The organism is Vibrio sp. 10N.286.55.E10 (assembly GCF_002872555.1).
Taxonomy (GTDB): domain Bacteria; phylum Pseudomonadota; class Gammaproteobacteria; order Enterobacterales; family Vibrionaceae; genus Vibrio; species Vibrio crassostreae.
The window spans coordinates 39337-57250 of record NZ_MCSD01000023.1 but is presented as its reverse complement, the minus strand read 5'-3'; the positions used below and the strand labels follow the sequence as shown (position 1 = coordinate 57250).

Here is a 17914-nt window from a genome sequence, read left to right as displayed (position 1 = left end):
TTCGGCTTCCTTTTTTACTAGTTCAAAAATCATCATTGATAAATAATCAGCCAAAAAACGTAGTACTTTACTGATATTAATAACCCGTCCTAAGAATCGGTGGGCAAGGAGCCCTTAAATGAACATAAAAATAACTCTCCTGGCATTGAGCGTTGCTACTGCGCCCGCGTTTGCCAAGCTTGCTGATGAGCCAGGTTTCAGTGGTGAAATATCTATCAACACCGGTGTCACTTCTTCGACCTCAAATTTTAATACCGACGCTGACAGTAAGATCGCCTCAACCAATCAAAAAGCTTCGTCTGAGAGCTCGTTTTTAGTTGCACCTCTCGGCAGCATTGCTTACACCTTTGGTGAAAAGCTGAACCACCAGGTTTACACAGGTACCGCTCGTGATGACGTAGCGACAGGTACTGTAGTGCTAGAGGTTGGTTACAAATACCAGCTTGAGTCTGGCATGGTGATCGACGCTTCACTGCTGCCAACCATTATGTCGGGTGAAACTTGGGCTGATCCGTACAACACCACATCAGCTCGCACGAAGACCGATGAAACTGGCAATGCGTTTCGTTTGAAGCTAAGCAACATTGTGGGGTCAGCTTTCTCGCTAGACATGGCCTACGCCACCAAAGATGTGGAAGAAGATCGCGTTGAAGAAGCACTAAAACGCGACGCCGATACCTTCTACCTGAAAGGTCAATATCGCCAGCCGATTAGCCGTACTATGATGCTGGTACCGTCTTTGATTTATCAATCAAGTGATGCGGACGGCGATGCAGCATCGTTCGAGCAGTTCGGTGGTGAGGTCAGCTTATTTGGTGGTATGGGACGTCACCAATACGCACTAACGGCGGGTTACAACCAACGCTCTTATGATGCAAGCAGCATCACTTTCCAAAAGAAACGCAGCGACGACAACATCAATCTATTCGCCGCCTATGAATATGATCAATTCATGGATTGGGAAAACTGGTCGTTCGTATCTCTTGCGGGTTACGGCACTAGCGATTCCAATATCACCTTCTACGACGAGTCTCAATACATCGTTTCAGTTGGCTTGAACTACAAATTCTAACTCCAGCCAGCGCCAATAAATTATCAAACCAAAGCCTGCTCACTGAAGCAGGCTTTTTTGTTTGTATACCAATCACAGTAAATAAATGGCCAGTTGTTTACTACCATTAGCATGACTACACAGCTTGTGCCGTGAGTTGCTTCAATAATCTATCCATAGCTCGATAGCCCAACGCTTCTGATAGGTGTTTCTTTTCGATCTGCTCGTTACCGTCAAGGTCGGCAATGGTTCGTGCTACCTTAATGATTCGATGATAAGCACGAATCGACAGACCCAATCGATGCAGTGCAGTCTCGAGAAACTCCGCATCTTCACGTCGCAATGGGCAATACTTCTCTATTTCTCGACTACCGAGCAGTGCATTCGATTTATGGTTTCTAGATAGCATGGTTTGACGAGCCTGTTTGACCCTTTGTTTTACGACTTGGGTGGTTTCACCACGATCGCCACCTTCAGCCAACATCCCTTTAGGCAGTAGTGGGATCTCTAACGACATATCAAAGCGATCAAGCAATGGCCCAGACAATCGATTAAGATAACGCAAAATGATCTGCGGATTAGCGCGTGCTTGATTGCCTTCGTAATAACCAGTCGGGCTTGGATTCAAGGCGCCGACCAACTGAAAGCGAGCAGGGAAACGAGTCTTACCTGCCGCGCGTGAAATAATAATCTCGCCCGACTCTAGCGGCTCGCGCAGTGAATCGAGCACCTTGCGTTCAAACTCCGGCATCTCATCTAGAAACAGTAATCCATTATGCGCCAGAGAGATCTCACCGGGGCGAGGGACTGACCCACCTCCCACTAATGCAGCCATCGAACTCGAATGGTGAGGTGAACGAAATGGCCTCTGCTTCCAATTGTATTGATTGATCTCTTGCTGCGTTAGCGAGGCCACCGATGCGGTTTCCATCGCCTCGTCATCACTCATCTCCGGTAACAAATCGCGTAACCGAGAGGCGAGCATGGTTTTTCCGGTTCCCGGAGGGCCAAGGAACAGTAAGTTATGGTTGCCAGCGGCTGCTATCTCCAGAGCTCGCTTGCCTTGTTGTTGACCGATAATATCTTGAAGGTCGCGAAGCACTGAAACATCAGCCTGATGATGCTCCGTTCGATATAGGCCAAGCTGAGCCTGTCCACACATGTCAGCGCAAACCTCCAACAAGGTTTGCGCTGATTTATGGGCTCCCTTGCCCACCAACGCTGCCTGATCACCGTTATGATGTGGGACAACTAAGCATCGTTCGACGCTATCGGCGGCTAACGTCGCTGGCAACACACCCTTTACTGAACGTAGCTCTCCTGACAACGCCAACTCACCGATGAATTCATGCTGAGCTATTTTTGATGTCGGTAGCTGATCCGATGCCACTAAAATCCCAAGCGCGATTGGCAGGTCGAAACGACCTCCTTCCTTGGGTAAATCGGCAGGGGCGAGGTTGACCGTGATTCTTTTGGATGGAAACTCAAAGCGGGAATTGATGATCGCGCTTCTCACTCGATCTTTAGATTCCTTGACCGTTGTTTCAGGTAGCCCCACCAGCGTAAAGCCAGGCATTCCGTTGCTTATATGCACCTCAACGGTCACTTCTGGCGCCTCTACACCCACACTAGCTCGACTATGAATTATCGCGAGTCCCATAACTTTCCTTTGTCTTTGATTTAAAAGTATTCACTCTGGATATTCGTTGCTCACCAAAGCTATAAGGTTGTTATATAGCTTGGTGGAATGGTGTTTTAATGTGAAAAAAGAATGACATTTTCCTTGTCATGCGGCAGATTTGTGTGATAACACTAGAGATGTAGACATTTACTGAAGACAATAAACGAGAAAACTCGAATATTATGATTTTTAACGCTCGCATTTACGCACTGATTAACCTGATTATCGTAGTCATTATTAAGACTGCGCGGGGGCGAGTGGGAAGAAAGTAACCACGAATTAGAAAAAACCCCCGCACTGACAAGTCCGGGGGTTTTTTCTAATTTAAACATTCGATTTTTATATTTTTGAGCATTTTCGGCTTTGCCGATTTACAGGAAGAATGGGAGCACAAGATGTGCAGAGACAAAGGAAACAGTTACCAAAATAAAGGTAATACGGGAGAATTCCGATGAAAGGCGCAGAACTAGTCGTATCCGCACTCAAGCAACAAGGAATTGAGACCGTATTTGGTTACCCAGGTGGTGCCATCATGCCAATCTACGATGCACTCTATGACGGCGGGGTTGAACATATCCTATGTCGCCATGAGCAAGGCGCTGCTATGGCCGCGATCGGCATGGCTCGAGCAACACAAGATGTCGCTGTTTGTATGGCAACGTCTGGCCCAGGTGCAACCAACCTAGTCACTGGCCTTGCTGATGCCTTTATGGACTCTATCCCAATGGTTGCAATCACAGGTCAGGTTGCAAGTTCCCACATTGGTACCGATGCATTCCAAGAAATGGATGTGATTGGTATGTCTCTGTCATGTACTAAACACAGCTACCTAGTGACTGATATTGAAGATCTTGCTCCAACCCTCGCTGAAGCGTTTGTGGTTGCGAAGTCTGGTCGTCCTGGCCCGGTTATCGTCGATATCGCTAAAGATGTTCAACTGGCAGAAGCTCCAGTTAACTCTCTTCCTGAATTTACTCCACCCGCAATTCCTGTTTCAACAACTGATGCCATTGAACAGGCGCAGTACTTCTTATCTCAAGCAACCCGTCCTGTTTTATACGTAGGTGGTGGTGTTCAACTTGCTAAAGCAACCGATGCGGTTCGTGAGTTTTTACGCCTTAACCCAATGCCAGCCGTAAGCACACTAAAAGGCTTGGGAACTATCGAACGTGATGACCCACACTACCTTGGCATGCTGGGTATGCACGGCACCAAAGCCGCTAACCTTGTAGTTCAAGAGAGTGACCTACTGATTGTTGTCGGTGCCCGTTTTGATGACCGAGTAACAGGCAAACTCGATACCTTTGCGCCACACGCGAAGGTTATCCATATCGATATCGATGCAGCAGAGTTCAGCAAACTGCGTCTTGCCAATGCGCCAATTCGCGGTGACATCAACAAGATCATGCCTCAACTAGAGCTAAGCCAAGACATCTCCTCTTGGGTTCACCACTCAGAAGGGCTTCGTAGCTCATTCAAATGGCGTTACGACCACCCTGGCGATCTGATCTTTGCCCCACTGTTGTTGAAGCAACTATCAGATATGATGCCAGCAAGTTCTATGGTTTCGACCGATGTCGGCCAACACCAAATGTGGGCAGCTCAGCACATTCAGCCTCGCGATCCACAAAACTTCATCACCTCTGCCGGTTTAGGCACCATGGGCTTTGGCTTACCAGCTGCAATGGGTGCATCGGTTGGACGTCCTGATGACCAATCTATACTTATCTCTGGTGACGGTTCGTTCATGATGAACATTCAAGAGCTTGGCACCTTAAAGCGTCGTCAGGTCCCAGTGAAGATGGTACTGCTTAATAACTCTCGCTTGGGCATGGTTCGCCAATGGCAATCGCTGTTCTTTGATGGCCGCCACAGTGAAACTATCTTGGATGACAACCCTGATTTCGTGATGCTCGCGAAAGCGTTCGACATCCCGGGCAAAACCATCACTCGTAAAGAAGAAGTAGAACCAGCATTGAAAGAGATGCTAGAGAGCAAAACCGCTTACCTACTTCATGTTCTTATCGATGAAGAAGAAAACGTATGGCCACTAGTACCGCCAGGTGCTTCAAACAGTGAGATGTTGGAGAACACATAACATGAAAAGATACCTATTAGACATCAAAGCCGATGATAAGCCTGTACTACTAGAGCGTGTTCTTCGTGTTATCCGCCACCGTGGCTTCATTGTTAAGCAAGTTGCGGGCACTCAAAACCACGAAAGCAAAGTGGCGAGTGTTGAGATCATCGTAGACAGTGACCGTCCGATCTCTTTCTTGGTCAATCAAATCGAAAAGCTGTGGGATGTGCGTACCGTTGACGTTATCTCTATCAGCCGTAATGAACTGCCAAACAACAACTTACAACAAAAGATAAACGCATAGGGAACCGCAAACATGACAGCTAAAACAGCAGACTATATTTGGTTTAACGGTGAGATGGTTCCTTGGGCAGAGGCGAACGTTCACGTCCTGACTCACGCAATGCACTACGGTACTTCTGTGTTTGAAGGTGTTCGTTGCTACAACACACCAAAGGGGCCGGTTATCTTCCGTCACCCTGAGCATGCTAAGCGCCTAAAAGACTCAGCAAAAATCTACCGCTTCCCTATTCCTTACACTGAGGAAGAAATTATGGAAGCAACTCGCGAAACGCTACGCCAAAATAAGCTAGAGTCAGCGTACATCCGCCCTCTAGGTTTCGTAGGTAACGTTGGTTTAGGTGTCTGCCCGCCAGAAAATACCGAGATGGAATTGATCATCGCTGCTTTCCCTTGGGGTTCGTACCTAGGCGAAGAAGCGCTAGAAAACGGCGTTGATGCAATGATTTCTAGTTGGAACCGTGCAGCTCCAAACACGATCCCAACCGCAGCAAAAGCCGGTGGTAACTACCTATCTTCACTACTGGTTGGTGGCGAAGCTCGCCGTCATGGTTACGATGAAGGTATCGCTCTGAGTGTTGATGGCTACCTTTCTGAAGGTGCTGGCGAAAACATTTTTGTAGTACGTAATGGCGTGCTATCAACGCCACCAGCGACCAGCGCAATTCTACCGGGTATCACTCGTGATTCGATCATGACACTAGCAAAAGACATGGGTTATGAGATCCGTGAAGAGAACATTGCTCGTGAAGCACTATACCTTGCTGACGAAGTCTTCATGACAGGCACAGCAGCGGAAATCGTTCCGGTTCGCAGTGTAGACAAAATTACAGTAGGTGAAGGCAAACGCGGTCCTATCACTGAAAAAGTTCAAGCGGCTTACTTTGGTCTCTTCAATGGAACCACTGAAGATAAGTGGGGCTGGTTAGACTATGTGTACCCAGTAAACCAAGCTTCAGAAAACCAAACGCAAACAACTAAGTAAGCAACAGCCAAATATTTTATAAGGATTTAAGCAATGCCAATCTATCGTTCAGCAACGACTACCCACGGACGCAACATGGCTGGTGCGCGCGCTTTATGGCGTGCAACTGGCGTTAAAGATGATGACTTCGGGAAGCCAATCATCGCGGTTGTAAACTCGTTCACTCAATTCGTTCCAGGCCACGTTCACCTTAAAGACATGGGTCAATTGGTTGCGGGTGAAATCGAGAAAGCGGGTGGTATCGCTAAAGAATTCAACACCATCGCAGTGGATGATGGTATCGCAATGGGCCACGGCGGCATGCTGTACTCACTGCCATCACGTGAGCTTATCGCGGATTCAGTAGAGTACATGGTCAATGCACACTGTGCGGATGCAATGGTGTGTATCTCTAACTGTGACAAAATCACTCCGGGAATGATGATGGCTGCAATGCGCCTAAACATCCCAGTGATCTTTGTATCTGGCGGCCCTATGGAAGCAGGTAAAACCAAGCTTTCCGATCAAATCATCAAGCTAGACCTTGTTGACGCGATGATTCAGGGTGCCGATCCAACCATTTCTGATGAGCAAAGTGAGCAAGTAGAGCGCTCTGCATGTCCAACATGTGGTTCATGTTCAGGTATGTTCACGGCTAACTCAATGAACTGTCTAACTGAAGCGCTTGGCCTATCTCAACCAGGTAACGGCTCTATGCTAGCAACTCACGCTGACCGTGAAGAGCTATTCATCAATGCAGGTAAGCGCATCGTTGACCTAACTAAGCGCTACTACGAGCAAGATGACGAATCAGCACTGCCACGCAACATCGCTAACCGCGCAGCCTTTGATAATGCAATGGCGCTAGATATCGCAATGGGTGGTTCAAGTAACACAGTTCTTCACCTTTTAGCGGCGGCTCAAGAAGGTGAGATTGACTTTGATATGGGTGATATCGACGAGATGTCTCGCCGTGTTCCACACCTATGTAAGGTTGCTCCTTCAACACCTAAATACCACATGGAAGACGTTCACCGTGCTGGTGGCGTAATGGCTATCCTAGGTGAACTAGACCGTGCTGGCCTGTTAAACAACCAAACACGCACTGTACTTGGCCTAAGCATGCAAGAGCAGCTAGCTCAATACGACATCATGCAGACCGAAGACGAAGCCGTGCTTAAGTTCTTCCGTGCAGGCCCTGCGGGCATTCGTACGACTAAAGCCTTCTCACAAGATTGTCGTTGGGATCGCCTTGATGATGACCGTGTCGATGGTTGTATTCGTACCAAAGAGAACGCATTCAGCCAAGAAGGTGGCCTAGCGGTACTTTCAGGTAACATCGCCGTTGATGGTTGTATCGTCAAGACCGCGGGTGTTGATGAGGAGAACCTGAAATTCCAAGGTCCTGCAATCGTATTTGAAAGCCAAGACACGGCAGTAGACGGTATCTTAGCGGGTAAAGTAAAAGCCGGCGAAGTGGTTGTTATTCGTTACGAAGGTCCTAAAGGTGGTCCGGGCATGCAAGAAATGCTCTACCCAACTACTTACCTAAAATCTATGGGTCTAGGTAAGTCTTGTGCGCTTCTAACGGACGGACGTTTCTCTGGTGGTACTTCGGGTCTGTCTATCGGTCACGCTTCTCCAGAAGCAGCAAGTGGCGGTGTTATTGGTCTAGTGAATACTGGCGACATCATCACTATCGACATCCCTAGCCGCTCAATCACACTTGATGTGCCTGAAGCTGAGCTAGAAGCGCGTCGTGTTAAGCAAGACGCACTAGGCTGGAAACCAGAAAACCGTCAGCGTGAAGTTTCATTCGCACTGAAAGCTTACGCAAGCATGGCAACCAGTGCCGACAAAGGCGCCGTGCGTGATAAGTCTAAGCTTGAGGGCTAACTATGAGTGATGACACCTCCAGCCCCAAAAAACAAACTGGCGCAGACTATCTGCGTCAGATCCTGAGAGCGCCGGTTTACGAAGCGGCAATCGTAACACCTCTGCAAGAGATGCCGCGTTTAAGCGCGCGCATTGGTAATCAGGTTCAGCTTAAACGAGAAGACCGTCAGCCGGTCCACTCGTTCAAGCTACGTGGTGCCTACAACATGGTATCAAGCCTTTCAGAGCAACAGAAAGCTGCTGGTGTGATTGCTGCATCGGCGGGTAACCACGCTCAAGGTATGGCGCTGTCCGGTTCTAAACTTGGTATTCAAACCACGATTGTGATGCCAAAAACCACTCCTGATATCAAGGTTGATGCGGTACGTGGCTTTGGCGGTAACGTGGTTCTGCACGGCAGCAACTTTGATGAAGCGAAGGCAGAGGCTGAACGCCTTTCTGCTGAACACGGCTACACCTTTGTGCCTCCATTTGATCACCCATTGGTGATCGCTGGACAAGGCACTATGGGCATGGAGATGCTGCAGCAGAATGGTCACATGGATTACATCTTTGTGCCTGTTGGTGGCGGTGGTTTAGCTGCTGGTGTTGCTGTGCTGGTTAAACAGCTGATGCCAGAAATTAAAGTCATCGCGGTTGAACCAGAAGACTCATCTTGCTTGAAAGCAGCTCTCGATGCCGGTGAGCCAGTGGTACTGGATCAGGTCAGCATGTTTGCAGATGGCGTTGCGGTTAAGCGCATTGGCGAAGAGACCTTCCGCCTATGCCAACAGTACATCGATGGTCATATTGCCGTGTCTAGCGATGAGATCTGCTCTGCGGTAAAAGACATCTTTGAAGACACTCGTGCGATTGCTGAACCTTCGGGAGCGCTGGCTCTGGCTGGTCTCAAGAAGTTTGCTGAGCAGAACCAACTGCAAAGCAAGCAACTGGCAACGGTACTGTCTGGTGCTAACACCAACTTCCACGGTTTGCGCTATGTGTCTGAACGTTGTGAGTTGGGCGAAAAACGAGAAGGTCTACTTGCGGTGACTATTCCAGAGCGACAAGGTGCATTCCTAGAGTTCTGTAATATTATTGGCGGCCGAGCGGTGACGGAGTTTAACTACCGCCACAACGACGAAAGCCTAGCGAATATCTTCGTTGGTGTACGTCTGCAAGGTGGTCAAGAAGAGCTCGATCACATCATTAATGACCTACGTGAAGGCGGCTACCCAGTTGTCGATCTGTCTGATGATGAGATGGCAAAACTGCACATTCGCTACATGATTGGCGGCAAACCATCGAAGCCACTGCAAGAACGTCTGTACAGCTTCGAGTTTCCAGAATATCCAGGTGCATTGATTAAATTCCTTGATACCTTAGGTACTCACTGGAATATCAGCCTGTTCAATTATCGTAACCACGGCGCCGATTACGGTCGCGTATTGTGTGGCTTCGAACTTGGTGATGATGATTTGGCTCAGTTCTCGACACACCTACGAGAGCTTGGCTATCAGTGTAAAGACGAAACCGATAACCCTTCTTACAAGTTCTTCTTGTCTTAAGAGTTAAGCTATCGAACCAAAAAGAGCGAGTTTTTACTCGCTCTTTTTATTGGCGACAATTCAGGCCAAGCACCCAAAAGATCACTTTCAAATCGATCATTAGATCGCCTTACGATGATCCAACCAATCTTGGTGAAGTTGCTCACTCGATCCTAGGTACTTCACCATCCATTCGATCAATTTATGGTTATCGTCTTTTCGCCACACCAAACAACAATGGCTCTGCGGGCTTGGTTCAGGCAAGATTTTCTCCACCAGCAAACCCTGCTCAATAATAGGAGCAGCGATATGTCTTGGCATGTAGCCCACTCCAACACCATTCTTAAGGCACTCAATCGCACTATACCAGTTAGGTAACAACAAGCGCCTTTGGTTGCCATAATGGCCGGTGTGGCGTTTAGGCAGTACGCTAGAGGTGTCATCCAAACAGATTGCAGGGAACTGACTCACGAATTCTTCATTGAGGTTTTGCTCTCGTACACATGGGTGACTTGGCGACATCACAAACGCCCAATCTAAGCGCCCCATGTCTTTTACCTCAAAGTCACCACCAACTGGAATCGCAGAAGTAGCACCAATCACAATATCCGCTCTGCCCTGTGCAATGGCTTCCCAAGAGCCGTTGAACACCTCCATGTTGATCTGGAGCTCTGCAAACTCAAAGGTTTGGTAGAACTCTTCAATCATCGGCTTCATCTTATCGAGCTTAACCACGTTATCGAGCGTTAGACGCAAAGTTTTCTTCCAACCACGCGCTGCTCGTCGAGTCTGAGCACTGACCTCTTCCATCTGTCTCAGCAATGCACGAGCCTCTTCAATGAACAACTCACCAGCTGGTGTCAGCTCTACCTTTCTTGGTAAACGTCTGAAAAGTAAAACATCCAGTTCTTGCTCAACCTGTCTAACACCGTAGCTGATCGCCGACGGTACTTTGTGCAATTGTTCAGCAGCTGCGGTAAAACTACCCAAGCGCGCCACTGTGTCGAGCATTTCTAAAGAGGATTTAGAGAACATAAGCCTTCAAATTTTTTGATTGATAACCACATATTTTAGCGTTTTATTTTATCAGGTCTGAAAAATAGAATGTCAGCATAAATAAACAGGGGCTTTCACTTCTGTATATCAAACAATTTTTTTGATGATAAAAACATCACTACCTTTAGCTTAATGGCATCTTATGAATATTTCTAAATTTCAATTGGTCTACCTTGCTGTTCTTTCAATGCTTGGCTTTATTGCGACCGATATGTACCTTCCTGCATTTAAGGCAATGGAAGTTGATTTCGCAACCGGCCCGGAGCAGATTGCTCTATCTCTAACCGTATTCCTTGGCGGTATGGCAATGGGTCAGCTTCTTTGGGGTCTGGCAAGTGACAAGTATGGTCACCGCAATACGCTGGCGGTTGGTCTTGTGATCTTTACGGCAGCTTCATTCGGCTTAGCATTCAGCACCGAGGTATGGCACCTACTGACACTACGATTCATTCAAGCAATCGGTGTATGTGCGCCTGCGGTAATCTGGCAAGCGATGGTTATCAAGCGTTATTCGCAAAGTAGCAGCCAGCAAATTTTTGCAACCATCATGCCTTTGGTTGCGTTATCTCCTGCACTAGCACCTCAATTAGGTGTATTACTGGCGGATAGCTTTGGCTGGCACAGTATCTTCATCACATTGACCTTGATGGGTGCACTGTTGGTAGCAACAACGATGGCTCAACCGAAAGAAGCGCCAGAGGTAAAACAAACATCGATCAAAACAGACATTAAGACACTTATTAAATCAAAGCCTTACATGGGTAATGTATTGATGTTTGCATCAGCTTCAGCAGCGTTCTTCGCTTACCTAACCGGTATGCCAGAAATCATGGCTCAGCTAGGTTATGAAGCAAAAGACATCGGTTTGAGCTTCATCCCACAAACGATCGCATTCATGGCGGGTGGTTACTTCGGTAAGCAAGCGGTGAAGAAGTATGGAGATGGCGTGGTGCTAAGAAATCTGATTGGTTTGTTCAGTGTTGCTGCAATGCTTATCTTCATCGCATCACAGTGGGAACTAACGTCAATCTGGCCTCTACTTGCACCTTTCTGTTTGATTGCTGTAGCAAATGGCGCACTTTACCCAATCGTAGTAAACCGTGCCCTATCAAGTGCCAAGCAAAGCCCAGCAACAGCTGCTGGTCTACAAAATAGTCTGCAAATCAGTATCAGTGGCCTATCAAGTGCATTGGTCGCGGCAATGGCTAGCCAAGCACTAAGCGCAACGGGTATTGCAGTTGTGATTTGTTTAGGTGCATTGTGGGTTGGCTATATTGTTTCGAACAAAGAGCTTTCTGAACACTTCGCGACACCAGACAACTCTCGAGTGGTCGCTGACGAGAAACAAGACTAGTTCCTAAGTTAACGAAAACAAAAAGAGCGAGATTACTCGCTCTTTTTTTATATCGATGGCTATTTAGAAAGAAACCAGTAGCTCTAACTAAATCATCTTGTTTATTACGGGACTACTTTTTCTTAGTTGGACGTTTCCAATCAGCAATCTTACGTTCTTTAGCACGGCTGATAACTAACTCATTTTCAGAAACATCGCGCGTTACTGTAGAGCCAGCACCAACGGTAGCACCATTACCAATCGTAACAGGCGCTATTAATTGGCTATCTGAACCAACGAATACGTCGTCGCCAATGATGGTCTTAAACTTATTCGCGCCATCGTAGTTACAAGTAATTGCACCCGCACCCACGTTTACACGCTGGCCAATTTCAGCATCGCCTAGATACGTTAAGTGGTTCGCTTTCGAACCCTCACCAAGACAAGTATTTTTCACTTCTACGAAGTTACCGACGTGCGAGTTATTACGCATGTCAGCGCCAGGACGTAGACGAGTAAAAGGACCAACCGTACAGTCTTCACCGACCGTTGCACCTTCAATTACGCTGTATGGACGCACGATGGTGTTGTCATCGATCTCACAGTCTTTCAAGACACAACCGGTGCCGATAACCACGTTGTCGCCAATGCTTACGCTGCCTTCGATGATAACATTAGTATCAATCTCAACATCCATACCGCACTGCAGTTCACCACGCAGATCAAAACGGCTTGGGTCGCGAAGCATTACGCCTTGCTTCAATAGCTTATCAGCTTGCTCAGCTTGGTAAGCGCGCTCTAGACGAGCAAGTTGAGAGCGGTCGTTCACGCCTTCCACTTCAATTGGGCTTACTGGGTGTACAGCTTCAACTGCACGACCTTCATCGTGAGCCGCAGCAATAACGTCAGTCAGGTAGTATTCGCCTTGTGCGTTGTCGTTACTTAGGCCAGACAACCAACGCTTCAGATCACCACCAGTAGCAACCATAACGCCGGTGTTGATCTCTTTGATAAGCTTCTGCTCATCGGTTGCATCTTTCTGCTCAACGATAGCCACAACAGGGCCATTACGACGAATAATACGTCCGTAGCCCATTGGGTTGTCTAACACGACCGTAAGTAGCGCGATGCCACCGTTTGGTTGGGCGTCTAATAGGTTTTCAATGGTTTCAGGTGAGATCAGTGGAACATCACCGTACAGTACCAATACTTTTTCATCATCAGCGAAATGTGCAGATGCTTGATCCACCGCGTGGCCTGTACCTAGCTGTTCAGCTTGCAGTGCCCAATTTACAGATTCTTCAGCTAGAGTAGCCTTCATCTGATCACCACCGTGGCCGTAAACCAGGTTGATATTTTGAGCGCCTAAACCATTACAGGTATCAATAACATGCTTCACCATTGGCTTACCTGCAAGTGTGTGCAGAACCTTTGGTGTGTTTGAATACATGCGAGTGCCTTTGCCCGCCGCGAGAATTACCGCGCTAAACTTCATTGTAAACCTATCCAACGTTATTTTTATTAAGCCGATATTGTAACCGTTTTTGGCCAAAAAATTAAATCGCAATAACCATTTAACCAGTAGTGATACGTAAAAGAAGCATTTTTGAGAATCTAAAAATGCAAAAAGGCGACCCTTAGGTCGCCTTTATCTCAGAGTCTATAATCTTAAAAAAGATTAACGACGCTGTTTTGTCAGTTCGATAACTCGTAACTGAGCAATGGCTTTAGCCAGTTCACCGGCCGCTTGTGCGAAGTCTATGTCGCCATGCTGATTTTGGATATTCTCCACAGCCTTGCGTTTAGCTTCTTCCGCCTTTGCTGCGTCTAGCTCTTCACCACGGATAGCTGTATCAGCCAGTACAGTCGCTGTACCAGGCTGAACTTCTACCATACCACCAGAAACATAAATGATTTCTTCGTGGCCGTGCTGCTTAACAATACGCACCATACCAGGCTTGATAGCGGTCAGCAGTGGAGTATGACCATGGAAAATACCAAGCTCACCCTCACTACCGGTCACCTGAAACGTCTCAACAAGGCCTGAGAAAATTTGTTTCTCTGCGCTTACAACGTCTAGGTGAAAGGTTATTGCTGCCATATCGCCTCCTAGTTAGCCTTATAGCTTCTTAGCATTCTCGATAGCTTCGTCAATTGCACCACAGTACATGAACGCTTGCTCTGGAATGTCATCGTATTCACCAGATAGAAGACCTTGGAAGCCACGTAGAGTCTCTTTAAGAGGTACGTAAACGCCTGGGTCACCTGTAAATACTTCCGCTACGTGGTAAGGCTGAGTTAGGAACTTCTCAATCTTACGAGCACGAGATACAACTTGCTTATCTTCTTCAGATAGCTCGTCCATACCTAGGATAGCAATGATATCTTTCAGCTCTTTATAGCGCTGAAGAGTAGACTGAACGCCACGAGCGATGTCGTAGTGCTCTTGTCCAACTACCAATGGATCCAGTTGACGTGAAGTAGAATCTAGCGGGTCGATCGCTGGGTAAAGACCCATAGATGCGATGTTACGGTTAAGTACAACCGTTGCATCCAAGTGAGCGAACGTTGTTGCTGGAGACGGGTCAGTCAAGTCATCCGCTGGTACGTATACCGCCTGTACAGACGTGATAGAACCAGATTTAGTTGACGTGATACGCTCTTGTAGAACACCCATTTCTTCAGCTAGTGTAGGTTGGTAACCTACCGCAGAAGGCATACGACCTAGAAGTGCTGATACTTCAGTACCTGCTAGTGTGTAACGGTAGATGTTATCAACGAACAGTAGAACGTCACGACCTTCGTCACGGAAGCGCTCTGCCATTGTTAGACCAGTCAGTGCAACACGTAGACGGTTACCTGGTGGCTCGTTCATCTGACCGTAAACCATCGCTACTTTTGATTCTTCAGGTTTTTCGATGTTTACAACACCTGCTTCCTGCATCTCAAAGTAGAAATCGTTACCTTCACGAGTACGCTCACCTACACCTGCAAATACAGATAGGCCTGAGTGTTGAAGTGCGATGTTGTTGATAAGTTCCATCATGTTAACGGTCTTACCTACACCAGCACCACCGAATAGACCGATTTTACCACCCTTAGCAAATGGACAAATCAAGTCGATTACTTTAACACCAGTTTCTAGAAGAGCTGTCTCGTTAGACTGCTCTTCGTAGCTTGGAGCTTCACGGTGAATTGCGTAATGCTCTTCAGCACCGATTTCACCACACTCATCAATCGCGTCACCTAGGACGTTCATGATACGACCCAATGTCTTAGTACCTACTGGTACTGAGATTGGAGCGCCAGTATTTTCAACTGTCAAACCACGACGTAAACCATCAGAGCTACCCATTACGATTGCGCGAACTACGCCACCGCCAAGTTGTTGCTGAACTTCAAGAACTAGACGTTCTTGTACTTCATTAACATTCAGAGCGTCGTATACACGAGGTACTTCACCCTGTGGGAACTCTACGTCGACTACCGCACCGATGATCTGTACGATCTTACCTGTAGCCATCGTTAATCCTCTAACTATTTAGTTTTACCTAAGCTTAAACCGCAGCTGCGCCTGAAACGATCTCAGAAAGTTCTTGTGTAATCGCCGCTTGACGCGCTTTGTTATACACAAGTTCTAAGTCATCAATAATGTCACCAGCGTTATCTGTTGCTGATTTCATTGCAATCATTCGAGCCGCTTGCTCACAAGCAAGGTTCTCTACCACACCTTGGTACACTTGAGATTCGACATAGCGAACCAATAGTGCATCTAGTAGTGGTTTTGGCTCGGGCTCATAAATGTAGTCCCAAGAATGACTGCGTTTCATTTCTTCGCTATCTGATTTAGGCAAAGGAAGTAATTGATCGATCGTTGGTTCTTGAACCATAGTGTTTTCAAACTTGTTGAACACTACGAACAGGCGATCTAATTCGCCTTCATCATATTTCTTCAGCATAACGCTTACAGAGCCAATCAAGTCTTCAAGGCTTGGACGATCGCCCAGACCAGAAACTTGAGCTGCTACTTTCGCGCCGCTGTTATTGAAAAATGCTGTCGCTTTAGAACCTACAATTGCAAGTTCAACGTCAGCACCTTTCTCAGACCAATCTTTCATGTCGTTCATGGCTTTCTTGAACAAGTTAATGTTCAAACCACCACAAAGACCACGGTCTGTAGAAACGATGATGTAACCAACACGTTTGGCTTCACGTTCCTCAAGATAAGGATGCTTATACTCGAGGCTACCATTAGCCAAATGACCGATCACTTTACGCATTGTTTCTGCATATGGACGAGTAGCTTCCATTGCGTCTTGAGAACGACGCATTTTTGAAGCTGCTACCATTTCCATTGCTTTCGTAATCTTCTGTGTGCTTTTAACACTACCGATTTTATTACGTATCTCTTTTGCGCCGGCCATCGTTACTCTCCGTTAATGGTATGAGGTGGCCCTAAGACCACCTACCAATTACCAGGTCTGGGTTGCCTTGAAATCGTCAACAAGCTTCTTCAGCTCAGCTTCGATTTCTTTATTGAAAGCACCCGTTGTGTCGATCTGTGTTGCTAGATCGGCATATTGACCACGAGCAAACGACAGTAAAGCAGCTTCAAAATCTAGAACTTTAGAAAGTTCAACGTCTTGAAGGTATCCACGCTCTGCAGCGAAGATTACTAGAGCTTGGTCAAATACAGACATAGGAGCGTATTGCTTCTGCTTCATCAGTTCTGTAACTTTTTGACCGTGGTCTAGCTGCTTCTTAGTCGCTTCATCAAGATCCGAAGAGAACTGAGCAAATGCTGCAAGTTCACGGTATTGAGCTAGAGCAGTACGGATACCGCCAGATAGCTTCTTGATGATTTTAGTCTGCGCCGAACCACCTACACGAGAAACTGAGATACCTGGATCAACAGCTGGACGTACGCCCGCGTTGAATAGCTCAGTTTGTAGGAAGATCTGACCATCAGTAATCGAGATTACGTTCGTTGGTACGAATGCAGATACGTCACCAGCTTGCGTTTCGATGATAGGAAGAGCAGTTAAAGAACCAGTCTTGCCTGTCACTTCGCCGTTAGTGAATTTTTCTACGTATGCTTCGCTTACACGAGCAGCACGCTCTAGTAGACGAGAGTGAAGGTAGAAAACATCACCTGGGAACGCTTCACGACCTGGTGGACGCTTAAGTAGTAGCGAGATTTGACGGTAAGCTACAGCTTGCTTAGATAGATCATCATAAACAATCAGTGCATCTTCACCGCGATCACGGAAGTATTCGCCCATCGCACAACCAGCATACGGTGCAAGGTATTGCAGCGCTGCAGATTCAGAAGCAGATGCAACAACAACAACAGTGTTTGCTAGTGCGCCGTGCTCTTCTAGTTTGCGAACTACGTTAGCAATAGTCGACGCTTTTTGGCCGATAGCTACGTAGATAGAGAAAATACCAGAATCTTTTTGGTTAATAATCGCATCGATCGCCATTGCTGTTTTACCAGTCTGACGGTCACCGATTACTAGTTCACGTTGACCACGACCGATAGGGATCATTGAGTCAACAGACTTGTAACCAGTTTGAACAGGTTGATCTACCGATTTACGGTCGATTACACCTGGTGCGATAATTTCTACAGGCGAAGTCAATTTAGCTTCGATTGGACCTTTACCATCAATTGGCTCACCTAGCGTGTTTACAACACGACCAAGCATTTCAGGACCTACTGGTACTTCTAGAATACGACCAGTACCTGTAACTTTCATGCCTTCCTGTAGGTCAGCATACGGGCCCATTACAACAGCACCAACCGAATCACGGTTCAAGTTTAGTGCTAGAGCGTAACGGCCACCCGGTAGTTCGATCATTTCACCTTGCATCACGTCCGCTAGGCCGTGGATGCTAAGGATGCCATCGCTTACAGAAACGATAGTACCTTCATTGCGAGCTTCACTAACAACGTCGAAAGATTCAATACGTTGTTTAATTAGATCGCTAATTTCAGTGGAATTAAGTTGCATGCTCCAATCCCCA

General features: G+C 47.1%; 14 protein-coding genes. 7 read left to right on the top strand and 7 right to left on the bottom strand.

The annotated features are described in order from the left end of the window. Nucleotides 1-118: 118 nt before the first annotated feature. Nucleotides 119-1072, top strand: coding sequence for a DUF2860 domain-containing protein (locus tag BCV39_RS13810; protein ID WP_102432384.1), 954 nt, complete (start codon nt 119-121; stop codon nt 1070-1072). A 115-nt stretch (nt 1073-1187) separates the two neighbouring features. Here the strand turns inward: BCV39_RS13810 and BCV39_RS13805 are convergent, their stop codons facing one another. Beyond that, nucleotides 1188-2711: a YifB family Mg chelatase-like AAA ATPase gene (locus BCV39_RS13805; protein WP_048657825.1), complete on the bottom strand. Its 1524-nt coding sequence runs from the start codon at nt 2709-2711 to the stop codon at nt 1188-1190. Nucleotides 2712-3183: 472 nt separating this feature from the next. On the opposite strand from BCV39_RS13805, the gene ilvG reads away from it, so the two are divergent. From ilvG to ilvA, 5 genes are read left to right on the top strand one after another with little or no spacing between them, the layout of a single operon-like run. Continuing rightward, on the top strand, nt 3184-4830 hold the full coding sequence (ilvG, locus tag BCV39_RS13800) for an acetolactate synthase 2 catalytic subunit (RefSeq protein WP_102432385.1): 1647 nt from the start codon (nt 3184-3186) through the stop codon (nt 4828-4830). 1 nt (nt 4831) lies between these two features. Continuing rightward, on the top strand, nt 4832-5116 hold the full coding sequence (gene ilvM, locus BCV39_RS13795) for an acetolactate synthase 2 small subunit (protein WP_017055442.1): 285 nt from the start codon (nt 4832-4834) through the stop codon (nt 5114-5116). A gap of 12 nt (nt 5117-5128) precedes the next feature. Next, complete coding sequence (locus BCV39_RS13790) at nt 5129-6097, top strand: branched-chain amino acid transaminase (RefSeq protein ID WP_102432386.1); 969 nt, start codon at nt 5129-5131, stop codon at nt 6095-6097. A gap of 33 nt (nt 6098-6130) precedes the next feature. Further along, the gene (gene ilvD / locus BCV39_RS13785; protein WP_048610861.1) at nt 6131-7972 is read left to right on the top strand and encodes a dihydroxy-acid dehydratase; all 1842 of its coding nucleotides are present in this window, start codon (nt 6131-6133) and stop codon (nt 7970-7972) included. A gap of 2 nt (nt 7973-7974) precedes the next feature. Beyond that, on the top strand, nt 7975-9519 hold the full coding sequence (gene ilvA / locus BCV39_RS13780) for a threonine ammonia-lyase, biosynthetic (RefSeq protein WP_102432387.1): 1545 nt from the start codon (nt 7975-7977) through the stop codon (nt 9517-9519). A gap of 99 nt (nt 9520-9618) precedes the next feature. Here the strand turns inward: ilvA and punR are convergent, their stop codons facing one another. Beyond that, the gene (gene punR / locus BCV39_RS13775) at nt 9619-10533 is read right to left on the bottom strand and encodes a DNA-binding transcriptional activator PunR (RefSeq protein WP_048657821.1); all 915 of its coding nucleotides are present in this window, start codon (nt 10531-10533) and stop codon (nt 9619-9621) included. Between the two features lie 163 nt (nt 10534-10696). Here punR and punC point away from each other — a divergent pair, with 163 nt between their 5' ends. Beyond that, a complete protein-coding gene (gene punC / locus BCV39_RS13770) occupies nt 10697-11908 on the top strand; it encodes a purine nucleoside transporter PunC (protein WP_102432388.1) in 1212 nt (403 codons plus the stop codon). A gap of 112 nt (nt 11909-12020) precedes the next feature. Here the strand turns inward: punC and glmU are convergent, their stop codons facing one another. From glmU to atpA, 5 genes are all read right to left on the bottom strand, one after another. Beyond that, the gene (glmU, locus tag BCV39_RS13765) at nt 12021-13382 is read right to left on the bottom strand and encodes a bifunctional UDP-N-acetylglucosamine diphosphorylase/glucosamine-1-phosphate N-acetyltransferase GlmU (protein ID WP_048662695.1); all 1362 of its coding nucleotides are present in this window, start codon (nt 13380-13382) and stop codon (nt 12021-12023) included. 183 nt (nt 13383-13565) lie between these two features. Continuing rightward, the gene (locus BCV39_RS13760; RefSeq protein WP_004735742.1) at nt 13566-13988 is read right to left on the bottom strand and encodes a F0F1 ATP synthase subunit epsilon; all 423 of its coding nucleotides are present in this window, start codon (nt 13986-13988) and stop codon (nt 13566-13568) included. Nucleotides 13989-14006: 18 nt separating this feature from the next. Further along, nucleotides 14007-15410 (bottom strand): F0F1 ATP synthase subunit beta, encoded by a 1404-nt coding sequence (atpD, locus tag BCV39_RS13755; RefSeq protein WP_048610850.1) that lies wholly within the window; start codon nt 15408-15410, stop codon nt 14007-14009. A 34-nt stretch (nt 15411-15444) separates the two neighbouring features. After that, the gene (atpG, locus tag BCV39_RS13750; protein ID WP_016794171.1) at nt 15445-16311 is read right to left on the bottom strand and encodes a F0F1 ATP synthase subunit gamma; all 867 of its coding nucleotides are present in this window, start codon (nt 16309-16311) and stop codon (nt 15445-15447) included. A gap of 48 nt (nt 16312-16359) precedes the next feature. Next, nucleotides 16360-17901, bottom strand: coding sequence for a F0F1 ATP synthase subunit alpha (atpA, locus tag BCV39_RS13745; RefSeq protein ID WP_010433235.1), 1542 nt, complete (start codon nt 17899-17901; stop codon nt 16360-16362). Nucleotides 17902-17914 lie beyond the last annotated feature (13 nt).

Coding starts and splice junctions, on each gene's coding strand:
- BCV39_RS13810 (WP_102432384.1), top strand. CDS start 119: ATGAACATAAAAATAACTCTCCTGGCATTGAGCGTTGCTACTGCGCCC.
- BCV39_RS13805 (WP_048657825.1), bottom strand. CDS start 2,711: ATGGGACTCGCGATAATTCATAGTCGAGCTAGTGTGGGTGTAGAGGCG.
- ilvG (WP_102432385.1), top strand. CDS start 3,184: ATGAAAGGCGCAGAACTAGTCGTATCCGCACTCAAGCAACAAGGAATT.
- ilvM (WP_017055442.1), top strand. CDS start 4,832: ATGAAAAGATACCTATTAGACATCAAAGCCGATGATAAGCCTGTACTA.
- BCV39_RS13790 (WP_102432386.1), top strand. CDS start 5,129: ATGACAGCTAAAACAGCAGACTATATTTGGTTTAACGGTGAGATGGTT.
- ilvD (WP_048610861.1), top strand. CDS start 6,131: ATGCCAATCTATCGTTCAGCAACGACTACCCACGGACGCAACATGGCT.
- ilvA (WP_102432387.1), top strand. CDS start 7,975: ATGAGTGATGACACCTCCAGCCCCAAAAAACAAACTGGCGCAGACTAT.
- punR (WP_048657821.1), bottom strand. CDS start 10,533: ATGTTCTCTAAATCCTCTTTAGAAATGCTCGACACAGTGGCGCGCTTG.
- punC (WP_102432388.1), top strand. CDS start 10,697: ATGAATATTTCTAAATTTCAATTGGTCTACCTTGCTGTTCTTTCAATG.
- glmU (WP_048662695.1), bottom strand. CDS start 13,382: ATGAAGTTTAGCGCGGTAATTCTCGCGGCGGGCAAAGGCACTCGCATG.
- BCV39_RS13760 (WP_004735742.1), bottom strand. CDS start 13,988: ATGGCAGCAATAACCTTTCACCTAGACGTTGTAAGCGCAGAGAAACAA.
- atpD (WP_048610850.1), bottom strand. CDS start 15,410: ATGGCTACAGGTAAGATCGTACAGATCATCGGTGCGGTAGTCGACGTA.
- atpG (WP_016794171.1), bottom strand. CDS start 16,311: ATGGCCGGCGCAAAAGAGATACGTAATAAAATCGGTAGTGTTAAAAGC.
- atpA (WP_010433235.1), bottom strand. CDS start 17,901: ATGCAACTTAATTCCACTGAAATTAGCGATCTAATTAAACAACGTATT.